General features: G+C 64.4%; 7 protein-coding genes. All 7 read left to right on the top strand.

What is annotated here, in order from left to right; all coding sequences use genetic code 11:
- Nucleotides 1–115 precede the first annotated feature (115 nt).
- The 7 genes from ACG0Z6_RS12390 to thrS all read left to right on the top strand — a co-directional run bounded on the left by ACG0Z6_RS12390 (nucleotide 116) and on the right by thrS (nucleotide 12,850).
- Nucleotides 116–4,051, top strand: a complete 3,936-nt coding sequence (locus tag ACG0Z6_RS12390; RefSeq protein ID WP_394461961.1) for a DUF3683 domain-containing protein — start codon at nucleotides 116–118, stop codon at nucleotides 4,049–4,051.
- A 34-nt stretch (nucleotides 4,052–4,085) separates the two neighbouring features.
- Nucleotides 4,086–4,559, top strand: a complete 474-nt coding sequence (locus tag ACG0Z6_RS12395; RefSeq protein ID WP_394461830.1) for an HIT family protein — start codon at nucleotides 4,086–4,088, stop codon at nucleotides 4,557–4,559.
- 102 nt (nucleotides 4,560–4,661) lie between these two features.
- Nucleotides 4,662–5,081, top strand: a complete 420-nt coding sequence (locus ACG0Z6_RS12400) for a gamma-butyrobetaine hydroxylase family protein (protein ID WP_394461832.1) — start codon at nucleotides 4,662–4,664, stop codon at nucleotides 5,079–5,081.
- Nucleotides 5,082–5,105: 24 nt separating this feature from the next.
- A complete protein-coding gene (ubiE, locus tag ACG0Z6_RS12405; protein WP_394461834.1) occupies nucleotides 5,106–5,837 on the top strand; it encodes a bifunctional demethylmenaquinone methyltransferase/2-methoxy-6-polyprenyl-1,4-benzoquinol methylase UbiE in 732 nt (243 codons plus the stop codon).
- Nucleotides 5,838–5,949: 112 nt separating this feature from the next.
- The gene (locus ACG0Z6_RS12410; RefSeq protein ID WP_394461835.1) at nucleotides 5,950–8,283 is read left to right on the top strand and encodes a Tex family protein; all 2,334 of its coding nucleotides are present in this window, start codon (nucleotides 5,950–5,952) and stop codon (nucleotides 8,281–8,283) included.
- Between the two features lie 173 nt (nucleotides 8,284–8,456).
- The gene (locus tag ACG0Z6_RS12415; protein WP_394461837.1) at nucleotides 8,457–10,637 is read left to right on the top strand and encodes a TonB-dependent receptor plug domain-containing protein; all 2,181 of its coding nucleotides are present in this window, start codon (nucleotides 8,457–8,459) and stop codon (nucleotides 10,635–10,637) included.
- 305 nt (nucleotides 10,638–10,942) lie between these two features.
- The gene (gene thrS / locus ACG0Z6_RS12420) at nucleotides 10,943–12,850 is read left to right on the top strand and encodes a threonine--tRNA ligase (protein ID WP_394461838.1); all 1,908 of its coding nucleotides are present in this window, start codon (nucleotides 10,943–10,945) and stop codon (nucleotides 12,848–12,850) included.
- The last annotated feature ends 2 nt before the right edge of the window (nucleotides 12,851–12,852 follow it).

A 12,852-nucleotide genomic window follows, 5' to 3' on the forward strand; every position in this document is an offset into this window, starting at 1 on the left:
CCCCTGTTGGGGCCTTCAGGCCAAAAGCCTGCGGTGTTTGCTATTTTTCGCATCGTTCGATCAGGCGTGCCTCGTGAGGCACGCCGCAACCCAAGGCGCCTGGCGCCTGGCCGCCATGAATGCTCCGCACCCGCTGACGCCTGCTCCAGGCGCTGTGTCCCCTATTGCTCGCAGCGCCCCTGTGCGTTTGCGCGAAATTCCCTACAACTACACCTCGTTTTCAGACCGCGAGATCGTGCTGCGCCTCTTGGGTCAGCGCGCTTGGGAATTGCTGGACCAGCTGCGCCAGGAGCGCCAAACCGGGCGCTCGGCTCGCATGCTCTACGAGGTGTTGGGTGACATCTGGGTGGTGCAGCGCAACCCCTATTTGCAAGACGATTTGCTGGACAACCCGCGCCGGCGTCAAGACTTGGTGCAGGCCTTGCGCCACCGCCTCAGCGAAGTGCAGCGCCGCCGCCACCCCGAAGGCGACCAGACCCGCGATGCTTGGGTGGGCGAGCTGCTGGCCTGCGCCGATGCGGCTGTGGGCGAGTTCGCCGCGTGGTTTGATCGTGTGGCCGAGTTGCGTCGCCGCGCGCAAAAAGTGCTGGGCCGCCACACGGCGCGGCACAACATCAAGTTCGACCCGCTCTCGCGCGTCTCCCACGTCACCGACGCCACCGACTGGCGTGTGGAATACCCCTTTGTGGTGCTCACCCCCGACAGCGAGGCCGAGATGGCCCATCTGGTGGCGGGCTGTATTGAGCTGGGCCTGACCATCATTCCTCGCGGTGGTGGCACCGGCTACACCGGCGGGGCCGTGCCCCTGGTGTGGAACAGTGCGGTGCTCAACACCGAAAAGCTCGACAGCTTGAGCAGCGTTGAGCATGTCAGCCTGCCCGGGCTGGCGCAAAAAGTGGCCACCATCCAGTGCGAGGCCGGTGTGGTGACGCAGCGCGTGGCCGATGAAGCCGAGAAACACGGCTATGTGTTTGCCGTGGACCCCACCAGCGCTGAAGCCAGCTGCGTGGGCGGCAATATCGCCATGAACGCGGGCGGCAAAAAAGCCGTGCTGTGGGGCACGGCGCTGGATAACCTGGCCTCATGGCGCATGGTCACGCCCGATGCGCAGTGGCTGGAGGTGGTGCGCCTGGAGCACAACCTGGGCAAGATTCACGACGTGGAGTTGGCGCGCTTTGAGCTGCGCTACTTCGACGCCAGCGCCAAACGCTTGTTGCGCACGCAAACGCTGGAAATCCCGGGCCGCGTGTTTCGCAAAGAAGGGCTGGGCAAAGACGTCACCGACAAATTCCTGGCCGGTCTGCCCGGGGTGCAAAAAGAGGGCTGTGATGGCCTCATCACCAGCTGCCGCTGGATCGTGCACCGCATGCCGCGCTTTGTGCGCACGGTTTGCCTTGAGTTCTTTGGCAACCCCAAGGACTGCGTGCCCTCGATTGTCGACATCAAGGACTACATGTTCGCGCAGGCTCGCCAAAGTGGGGGCGCCGTGCTGGCGGGCTTGGAGCACCTGGACGACCGCTACCTGAAGGCCGTGGGCTATGCCACCAAAAGCAAGCGCGGCGCGGCTGCGGGGGGCTCGGGCCTGCCCAAGATGGTGTTGATTGGCGACATCGTGGGCGACGACGAGCAGCAAGTGGCGCAAGCCACCTCCGAGGTGGTGCGCCTGGCCAATGCGCGCTCGGGCGAAGGCTTTGTGGCCGTTGGGGCCGATGCGCGCAAAAAGTTTTGGCTGGACCGCAAACGCACCGCCGCCATCAGCAAGCACACCAACGCCTTCAAGGTGAACGAAGACGTGGTGATTCCGCTGCCCCGCATGGGCGAGTACACGCTGGGCATTGAGCGCATCAACATCGAGCTGTCGTTGCGCAACAAGCTCGCGCTGGTGCAGCGCCTGCAGGCGTTTTTCGGCGCGGGCGAGCTGCCCCTGGGCCGCAGCGACGATGCCAGCGACATCCCCAGCGGCGAGCTGCTGGAAGACCGCGTGCAGCAAGCGCAAGCGCTGCTGGCCGAGGTGCAAGCGCAGTGGCAGGGCTGGCTGGACGGTTTGGACGAGTTAGACGCCAGCAGCGGCCGCAGCGTGTTTGACCATTTGCAAGACAAGAGCTGGCGCGCCTCTTGGAAGCAGCAGCTGCTCAAGCCGCTGCAGACGCTGTTTGCCGGCGCGGCGTTTGCGCCCGTGCTGGCGCAATGCCGCACCATTCACCAAGAGGTGCTGCGCGGCCGCGTCTGGGTGGCGCTGCACATGCATGCGGGTGACGGCAATGTGCACACCAACATCCCCGTCAACTCCGACAACTACGACATGCTGCAAACCGCCCACGAGGCGGTGGGGCGCATCATGGCCCTGGCGCGCTCGCTCGGCGGTGTGATCTCCGGCGAGCACGGCATCGGCATCACCAAGCTGGAGTTTTTGTCCGACGAAGAGCTGGCCGACTTCGCCAGCTACAAGCAGCGCGTGGACCCACAGGGCCACTTCAACCGTGGCAAGCTGCTGCGCCCCCAGCTCAGCACGCACGGCACTTTTGCTGACCTCACCAATGCCTACACCCCCAGCTTTGGGCTGATGGGGCATGAGTCGCTGATCATGCAGCAAAGCGACATCGGCGCCATCAGCGACAGCGTCAAAGACTGCCTGCGCTGCGGCAAGTGCAAACCCGTGTGCGCCACGCATGTGCCACGCGCCAACCTGCTCTACAGCCCGCGCAACAAAATCTTGGCCACCTCCTTGTTGGTGGAGGCCTTTTTGTACGAAGAGCAAACCCGGCGCGGCGTGTCCTTGCGCCACTGGGAAGAGTTCGAGGACGTGGCCGACCACTGCACGGTGTGCCACAAGTGCGCCTCGCCCTGCCCGGTGAAGATTGACTTTGGCGACGTCACCATGAATATGCGCAACCTCCTGCGCAAGATGGGCCAGAAGTCCTGGCGTCCGGGCAACGCGGCGGCCATGTTCATGCTCAATGCCACCCGGCCCGAGACCATCAAGCTGGCGCGCACGGCCATGGTGGGCGTGGGCTTTCGGGCCCAGCGCCTGGCCCACGAGCTGTTCAAAGGCCTGGCGCGCAAGCAAACCCAAGCCCCTGCGGCCACGGTCGGCCCTGCGCCCATCAAAGAGCAGGTGATTCACTTCGTGAACAAAAAGCTGCCCGCCGGGCTGCCCAACAAAACGGCGCGGGCCCTGCTGGACATCGAGGACAAAAACTACGTCCCCCTGATTCGCGACCCGGCTCGCACCACTGCCGACACGGAGGCGGTGTTCTATTTCCCGGGCTGCGGGTCTGAGCGCTTGTTCAGCCAGGTGGGTCTGGCCACCCAGGCCATGCTCTGGCATGCCGGGGTGCAAACCGTGCTGCCGCCGGGCTATTTGTGCTGCGGCTACCCGCAGCGCGGCTCGGGGCAGTTCGACAAGGCCGAAAAAATCATCACCGACAACCGGGTGCTCTTTCACCGCGTGGCCAACACGCTGAACTACCTGGACATCAAAACCGTGGTGGTGTCTTGCGGCACTTGTTTTGACCAGCTCAGCGGCTACAAGTTCGAAGACATCTTCCCGGGCTGCCGCATTCTGGACATCCACGAATACCTGCTGGAGCGTGGCATCACCCTGGGCGATGCCGCGCAGACCTACCTCTACCACGACCCCTGCCACAGCCCCATGAAGCAGCAGGAGCCGCTCAAAACCGTGCAGTCGCTGCTGGGGCAGGGCAGCTCGGTGGAGCTGAGCGCGCGCTGCTGCGGCGAGAGCGGCACGCTGGGCGTGACGCGGCCCGACATCTCCACCCAGGTGCGCTACCGCAAAGAGCAGGAGCTGCGCCAAAGCGAGGAGCGGCTGCGCAGCAGCGGCGCCGTCGGTCCGCAGGACAACATCAAGGTGCTCACCAGCTGCCCCAGCTGCTTGCAGGGGCTGACCCGCTACGGGTCGGACTTGAGCAGCGGGCTGTTGGAAGCCGACTACGTGGTGGTGGAAATGGCGCGCCACATCCTGGGCGAGCGCTGGATGGCCGACTATGTCGAGAAGGCCAACCAGGGCGGCATTGAGCGCGTGCTGGTCTGAGTTCAGGGTGCTCTGCGGTTAGAGTGCGGGCCTCATGACCACGCCCGCTTTCACCCCATTCAGCCCCGCACCTGCGGGCCCAGACGCTGCTGCGCCCTGCGTGCTGTGCGCCGAGCCCGGCGGCCTGCTCTTGCTGCAGCGGCCGCTGTGGCGGGTGGTGCGCGTGACCGACACGCCCGCCTACCCAGCCTTCTACCGCGTGATCTGGAACGCTCATGTAGGCGAGTTTTCCGAGCTGCCACGCGCACAGCGCCAGCAATGCATGGAGGTGGTGTGTGCGGTGGAGCAAGTGCTGCGCCGCGCGCTGTGCCCGACCAAAATCAATCTGGCCAGCCTGGGCAATGTGGTGCCGCACCTGCACTGGCATGTGATTGCGCGCTTTGAGGGCGACGCACATTTCCCTCAACCCATCTGGGCCACCGCCCAGCGTGAGGCCGCGCCGGTGCTGCCCCTCACCTTGCCCGAGCTCGACGCCTTGCTGCTGGAAGCGCTCAAAACCTTGGATTGAAGCCTGCTGGGCCGCTGTGGCTACAGCGCGGGCCCCTGTGCGAGGGCAGGCACACGGCTACACTGCTGGCTTGCCTTTGTCAGCCCGCTGGGCGCCGTTGTCATGTCTGGCCAGAGTCCCTCAAGCCCCCGTCCCACCGACGTGGTCGTCCACCAGCACTCCCGAGTGCTTGAAATTGCTTTTGACGACGGCGCGCGCTGGCGCATCCCGTTTGAGCTCATGCGCGTGCTGAGCCCCTCGGCCGAGGTCATGGGCCACGGGCCTGGGCAGGAAGTGCTGCAGTCCGGCAAGCGCGAGGTGCTCATCGAGGACTTGGCGCAAGTCGGCCACTACGCGCTGCAGCCGCGCTTTTCTGACGGGCACGACAGCGGCATCTTCACCTGGGACTATCTCTACCGTTTGGGGCGCGACCAAGCCATGCTGTGGGACCAGTACCTGGCCCGGCTGCAAGAGGCCGGCCGTGACCGCGATGATCCCATGCCCGGCGCCGCTGCGCGCCAATGCGCCAGCTCCCAAGGCTGACCGAACACACCATTCCTCGACACCATGAGCCAGACCCATTTCGGATTTGAAACCGTAGACGAACAGGAAAAAGCCCAGCGCGTGCGCGGCGTGTTCGACTCCGTGGCCTCGCGCTACGACATCATGAACGACCTGATGTCCATGGGCTTGCACCGCGTCTGGAAAAGCTACACGGTGGCCGTGGCCAACCTCAAGCCGGGCGAGCGCGTGCTGGACATCGCCGGGGGCACGGGCGATATGGCGCGGGCGTTTGCGCGCAAAGTCGGGGCCACCGGCATGGTGGTGCACACCGACATCAACGAAGCCATGCTGCGCACCGGGCGCGACCGCTTGCTCAACGAAGGTCTGGTGCTGCCCACCAACCTCTGCGACGCCGAAGCGCTGCCCTACCGTGACGGCTGCTTCGACATGGTCTGCGTGGCGTTTGGCTTGCGCAACATGACGCACAAGGAAGGCGCACTCAAAGAAATGCGCCGCGTGCTGCGTCCCGGTGGGCGTTTGCTGGTGCTGGAGTTTTCGCAGGTGGCTGAGCCGCTGCGCAAGCCCTACGACTGGTACTCCTTCAAAGTGCTGCCCAAGATCGGCCAATGGATTGCGGGCGATGCGCAAAGCTACCGCTACCTGGCTGAATCCATCCGCATGCACCCGCCTCAGGCTGAACTCAAAGCCATGATGAAGGGCTGCGGCTTTGGCCATGTGGACGTGCACAACCTCACCGGCGGCATGGTGGCCCTGCACGTGGGTCTGGCCTGCTGAGCGCGTCACCGCGCTGATCTGATTTCGCGGCCACCCTGGCCAGTTGGCGTGCCCAGTCCCGGTGCGGGGCCTGTGGCACACTCCCGCGCTCCTTTGTTTGCCATACGCCGCCTTGGACAAAATCCTGCTCCAGATTGCCGACGAGCTCAAAGTTCGCCCGGCTCAAGTCAACGTCGCCGTCCAGCTGCTGGATGGGGGCGCTACCGTGCCCTTTATCGCGCGCTACCGCAAGGAAGCCACCGACGGTTTGGACGACAGCCAGCTGCGCGAGCTGGAGGCCCGCCTGGCCTATTTGCGCGAGCTCGAAGAGCGCCGCGCGGCGGTGCTCAAAAGCATTGAAGAGCAGGGCAAGCTCACGCCCGAGTTGCGCGCCGCCATTGAGGGCGCGCCCACCAAGCAAGAGCTGGAAGACCTCTACCTGCCCTTTAAGCCGAAGCGCCGCACCAAGGGCATGATCGCCCGCGAAGCCGGGCTGGAGCCGCTGGCCGATCTGTTGTTTGCCGACCCCAGCCTCGACCCGCTGGCGCAGGCGCAGGCCTATATCAACGCCGATGCGGGCTTTGCTGATGCGCACGCGGTGCTCGACGGTGTGCGCGATCTGCTCAGCGAACGCTGGGCCGAGGATGCCGCCCTGGTGGGCAAGCTGCGCGAGTGGCTGTGGGAAGAGGGGCGTTTCCAAAGCAAGCTGCTCGCAGGCAAGGACGAAAGCCACCCCGATGTGGCCAAGTTCCGCGACTATTTCGACTACGCTGAACCCATCAAAACCGTGCCCTCGCACCGCGCGCTGGCCGTGTTTCGTGGGCGCACGCAGGAGTTTCTCGACGCCAAGCTGGTGCTGGACGAAGAGGTGGTGCTGGGTCAGCCCTCGCTGGCCGAAGGCCGCATCGCGCGCCACCTGGGCTGGAGCCACGCTCAGCGCCCCTCGGACGAGCTGATGCGCAAAACCGTGGCTTGGACCTGGAAGGTCAAGCTCAGCATGAGCCTGGAGCGCGACCTGTTCTCGCGCCTGCGCGAAGAGGCCGAGCGTGTGGCCATCAAGGTGTTTGCGGAGAACCTGCGCGACCTGCTGCTGGCTGCTCCTGCGGGCAAGCGCGTGGTCATGGGCCTGGACCCGGGCATTCGCACCGGCGTGAAAGTGGCGGTGGTGAGCGACACCGGCCGTGTGCTGGACACCACCACGGTCTACCCGCACGAGCCGCGCAAAGACTGGGACGGTGCCATTCATGCCCTGGGCCGTCTGTGCGCCACGCATGGCGTGAACCTGATTGCCATTGGCAACGGCACGGCCAGCCGCGAGACCGACAAGCTCGCGGGCGATTTGATCAAGCGCATCCAAAGCATGGCGCCGGGCACCGAGATTCAAAAAGTGGTGGTCAGTGAGGCTGGTGCTTCGGTGTATTCGGCCTCCGAATTTGCCTCCAAGGAATTGCCTGAGCTGGACGTGAGCCTGCGCGGCGCTGTCTCCATCGCGCGGCGCTTGCAAGACCCGCTGGCCGAACTGGTGAAGATCGACCCCAAGAGCATTGGCGTGGGTCAGTACCAGCACGATGTGAACCAAAGCGAGCTGGCGCGCACGCTGGACGCGGTGGTGGAAGACTGCGTGAACGGCGTGGGCGTGGATCTCAACACCGCCTCGGCGCCCCTGCTGGCACGCGTGTCGGGCCTGTCGGCCACGGTGGCTTCGAGCATCGTGCGCTGGCGCGATGCGCATGGCGCGTTCAAAAACCGCCGCCAGCTGCTGGACGTCACGGGCCTGGGCCCCAAGACTTTTGAGCTGGCCGCGGGCTTTTTGCGCATTCGCGATGGCGACAACCCGCTGGACCTCTCAGGCGTTCACCCTGAGACCTACCCAGTGGTGGAAAAAATCCTGGCCACGGCGCAGCGGCCCATTGAGCAGTTGCTGGGCAACACCGACGTCATCCGCGCCCTGCGCCCCGAGGCCTTTGCCGATGAGCGCTTTGGCGCCATCACCGTCAAAGACATCCTGACCGAGCTGGAAAAACCCGGCCGCGACCCGCGCCCCGACTTCAAGGTCGCGCGCTTCAACGAGGGCGTGGACGACATCAAAGATCTGGTGGAGGGCATGGTGCTGGAAGGCACGGTGTCCAACGTCGCGCAATTCGGCGCCTTTGTGGACCTGGGTGTGCACCAGGACGGCCTGATTCACGTCAGCCAGTTGGCCAACAAGTTTGTGTCCGACGCGCGCGAGGTGGTCAAGACCGGCGACATCGTCAAGGTGCGTGTGCTTGAGGTCGACCTGGCGCGCAAGCGCATCAGCCTGACCATGAAGCTCGACGCCGCGCCGCGCGCTGCAGCAGGCCGCAGCAACAACGGCTTTGTGCCGGCCGGGCGTCAAGAGCGCCAAGGCCGTGGGGCCGCGGCGGCGCCCAGCGGTGGGCAAAGCGCCATGGCCGCAGCTTTCGCCAAGCTCCAAACCAAGCGTTGAACGCGGCGCCTCCGCCACAGCGGTGGCCCGCTTGGCGCACAGCGCTTGCCATTGGCGTACTCGTTCTCGCATTTGGTCGCACGCGGGCGCCGTACCAGGGCGCCACGCACTAAGGTGACGGCCTAGCGCGACCAAGAGCGCGCTGCGAACTCTTTCTTGGAGATCTCTCAGACATGCACACCCCTGCGAGCGCTGCGTTTTTTTGGCTTTTGTTGTTGAGCGCCGTCCCTACAGCCGCACTGGCTCAAGAGACCACATCCGCCGAAGGCGAGGGCCCCTCCAAAGCGCCAGCCGCCAAGCTCGAGCGCGTGGAAATCAATGCGCGCCCGCAAAGCGACACCGATTTGCGCCGCCGTGCGCCAGTGGCCAAGCAGCTGTATGGTCGTGAAGAGCTGGACAAGTACGGCGATACCGCCGTGACCGAGGTGCTCAAACGCCTGCCGGGCGTGGACCTCTCCACTGGCGCGCCGCGCATGCGTGGCCTGGGTGCGGGCTACACGCTGATTCTCATCAACGGCGACCCGGCTCCTCCGGGTTTTCAGCTCGACCAACTCCACCCCAGCCAAGTAGAGCGCATTGAAGTGATCAAGGGCCCTTCGGCCGAGCACAGCGCCCAAGCCGTGGCCGGGGCCATCAACATCATTCTCAAAGACGCTCCTAAAACCACCAGCATGGAAGCGCGCGTTGGGCTGGGCTATAGCTATGACCAGCCACGTCCTGGTCTGCACATGGCCTACCACCACAAGCAAGGTGCGCTGGCCTATTCGGTGCCGCTGTCTTTGTTTTCCTGGAAAGGTGTGGGTGAGCGCACCACGTTGACCCAGTCGCTGGGCAGCGATCAGCAGCCCGCCAGCAGTTTGGTGCATGTGCTGCAACCCAACTGGGGCCATGGCTACAACTTCGCGCCCCGCCTCAACTGGAAGCGCGGCGACGATGACAATGTCTCGCTGAGCACCTTTATGCAAAAGGGCTTCTGGCACAACCGCCTGTCGCTGCAGCCACTGTCGCTGCAGGGCCGGCCGGTGCTGGACGACCCCAGCTACAACGAAGGCGTCTGGCACAACCAAAACCTCAACCTGGCCTGGAACAAACGCCTCGACGAAGACCGCAAGTTCGAGCTCAAGGCGGGTTGGTTTCGCTCCGGTGGCGAGTTTGACAACGAGTTCACCCGTGCCGCTGGTTTGCGCCGCGTTTGGGGCGGCAACGACACCTACGGGCTCACGCAGGCCGGCAAGTTCAGCCAGCTGGTGGGTGACAGCCACAGCCTGATGCTGGGCTGGGACATCGACCACCGTCGCCGCAGCGATGAGCGCAACACCCAAGAACTGGCCGCGGCCCCGGTGCTGGAGCAAGACCAGTTCGCACGCGTGCGCCGCCTGGCGGTGTTTGTTCAAGACGAATGGGAGCTCACGCCGCAGTGGGGGCTCTACCTGGGCTTGCGTCACGAGCAAATCAACACCCAAAGCAGCGTGGAGGGTCAGCCGCTGCGCCACACCAGCCGCGTCACCTCGCCCTTGCTGCACCTGAACTACAAGTTCGACCCCAAGGGGCGCGACCTCATTCGCAGCAGCCTCACACGCAGCTACAAGGCGCCGGGCCTCAATGCGCTGACGGCGCCCTATGCGGTCAGCAACCGCTACCCAGACTTGAGTCGCCCCAACGATATGTTGTCGCCCGACCGGGGCGGCAACCCGCTCTTGCGCCCTGAGCTGGCCACGGGCTTGGATGTGGCTTACGAGACCTATTTCAGCGGTGGCGGCATGGCCAGCGTTGGCGTGTTTGTGCGCGAGGTGCAGGACCTGGTGCGCAACGTCATCGCGCTGGAGCAAGTCGGGGGCCTTGCTCGCTATGTCTCGCGCCCGCAGAACTTCTCCAAAGCGCGCAGCCATGGGCTGGAGCTGGAACTCAAGGGCCGCGCGGGCGAGCTGCTGCCGGCCTTGTTCGATCCGCAGACGGCGCTGAATCTGCGCACTTCTCTGAACATCTACCGCTCGAAAATCAAGGCACTGCCTCTGCCCAATGCGCGGCTGGAAGGCCAGCAGCCCTGGTCGGCCACCCTGGGTCTGGACTACCGCGCCAGAGCGCTGCCGGTGTCCATGGGCCTGAACCTCGCCTACACGCCGGGCTTTGCCACGCAGCAGACTGCGCAGCAGCTGCAAACGCAGTCGGCCAGCCGCAGCGCGGACGCGTTTGTTCAGTACACGCTCAGCAAGCAGATGTCTCTGCGCCTGGCCGTCAACAACATCGCCCCCTTGGATGGCCGCAACACCACGCGCTTTGACGACGGCTCCTACTCGCAAACCTTGAGCTACCCGCGAACCTCGTACCAGCTGGGTCTGGACATCAAGCTCTGAGGCGCTTGTGCACAGGCTTGGCGCGCTCAGGCGCTGTGCGCATAGAATGGGCGCAGATCTTCCAACCCCTCACAAGGACTGAGAAAGGCACGACGGTTATGACACCGCGGACTAGCACCGGCTCCAACAGCTCGACCCAGCGGGTCTGAGCGGCCGCGGCACGTCACGCCTTTTCTCGGAAGTCTCGAACCCCAGCGTTCCTTCTTCTCTTGTGACACAGCGCGGCGCCCCGGCCGCGCTTTTTTGTTTTTGGCCCTGTACTGCAAACGGCTGCTCCGGCAGCCCAGGGCGTCAAGGAGAACCCCATGATCACGATTCAATTGCCCGACGGCTCTAAGCGCGAATTCCCGCAAGCCCCGACCGTGGCTGAAGTGGCCGCGTCCATCGGCGCAGGTCTTGCCAAGGCTGCGCTGGCCGGGCGCGTGGACGGCCAGTTGGTCGACACCAGCCACCGCATCGAGCGCGATGCGCAGCTGGCCATCGTCACTGACAAAGATGCTGATGGGCTGGAGGTCATCCGCCACTCCACCGCCCACTTGCTGGCATACGCGGTCAAAGAACTCTTCCCCGACGCGCAAGTCACCATCGGCCCGGTCATCGACAACGGCTTTTATTACGACTTCTCCTACAAGCGGCCCTTCACGCCCGACGATCTGCAGGCCATCGAGAAGAAGATGGCCGAGCTGGCCAAGAAGGACGAACCCATCGCACGCCGCGAGCTGCCGCGCGACGAGGCCGTGGCCTACTTCAAAGGCCTGGGCGAGCACTACAAGGCCGAGATCATCCAGAGCATTCCCAGCAACGAGGCGCTGTCGCTCTACCGCGAGGGTGCCTTCGAGGATCTCTGCCGCGGCCCCCACGTGCCGTCGACCGGCAAGCTCAAACACTTCAAGCTCATGAAGGTGGCTGGCGCCTACTGGCGCGGCGACCATCGCAACGAGATGCTGCAGCGCATCTACGGCACCGCCTGGGCCAGCAAGGATGATCTGCAGAAATACCTGACGCTGCTGGAAGAGGCCGAGAAGCGCGACCACCGCCGCCTGGGCCGTGAGCTGGAGCTCTTCCACATCGATGAGCACAGCCCTGGCACCGTGTTCTGGCACCCCAAGGGCTGGTCGGTGTGGCAGGAGGTCGAGCAGTACATGCGCCGCGTCTACCGCGACAACGGCTACCAGGAAGTCAAGGGTCCGCAGATCATCGACAAGACGCTGTGGGAAAAGACCGGGCACTGGGATAAGTACCGCGACAACATGTTCACCACCGAATCGGAAAAGCGCGACTACGCGCTCAAGCCGATGAACTGTCCCGGCCACATCCTGATCTTCAAGCACGGCATCAAGAGCTATCGCGACCTGCCGCTGCGCTTCGGTGAGTTCGGTCAGTGCCACCGCAACGAACCCAGCGGCGGCCTGCACGGCATCATGCGCGTGCGCGGCTTCACCCAAGATGACGGCCACATCTTCTGCACCGAAGAGCAAATCCTGCAAGAGTGCGCGGCCTTCACCACCTTGCTGCAAAAGGTCTACAAGGACTTTGGCTTTAGCGAGATCGTCTACAAGGTGGCGACGCGGCCTGAAAAGCGCATCGGCAGCGACGAGTACTGGGACCGCACCGAGCAGGTGTTGATGCAAAGCCTGCGCCAGTCCGGCGTGGACTTCCAGATCGCGCACGGGGACGGGGCTTTCTACGCGCCCAAGATCGAGTACGCGCTCAAAGACGCGCTGGGCCGCGAATGGCAGTGCGGCACCATCCAGATCGACCACAACATGCCCGAGCGCCTGCAGGCCGAGTATGTGGACGAAGCCGGGCAACGCAAGACCCCGGTGATGCTGCACCGCGCGATTGTGGGCAGCTTGGAGCGCTTCATCGGCATCCTCATCGAGCAGCACGCCGGCGCCTTGCCCACTTGGCTGGCGCCCGTGCAGGTGGTGGTGGCCAATATCACAGATGCCCAAGCCGACTATGTGGCAGAGGTTGCGAATTCTCTGCAAAAACAAGGGCTTAGAGTGGCGACCGATTTGCGCAACGAGAAGATCACATATAAAATTCGCGAGCATTCTCTGCAGAAGGTGCCCTTCATCCTCGTCGTCGGTGACAAGGAGAAGGCCAACGGCACCGTCGCAGTGCGCGCCCGTGGCAACCAGGATCTGGGTGTGATGAGCTTGGCAGACTTCCAAACGAAGCTCGCTGACATCATCGCTTCCAAGGCGTAAGG

The sequence above is a fragment of the Roseateles rivi genome, from assembly GCF_043555845.1.
GTDB classification, from domain to species: Bacteria; Pseudomonadota; Gammaproteobacteria; order Burkholderiales; family Burkholderiaceae_C; genus Roseateles; species Roseateles rivi.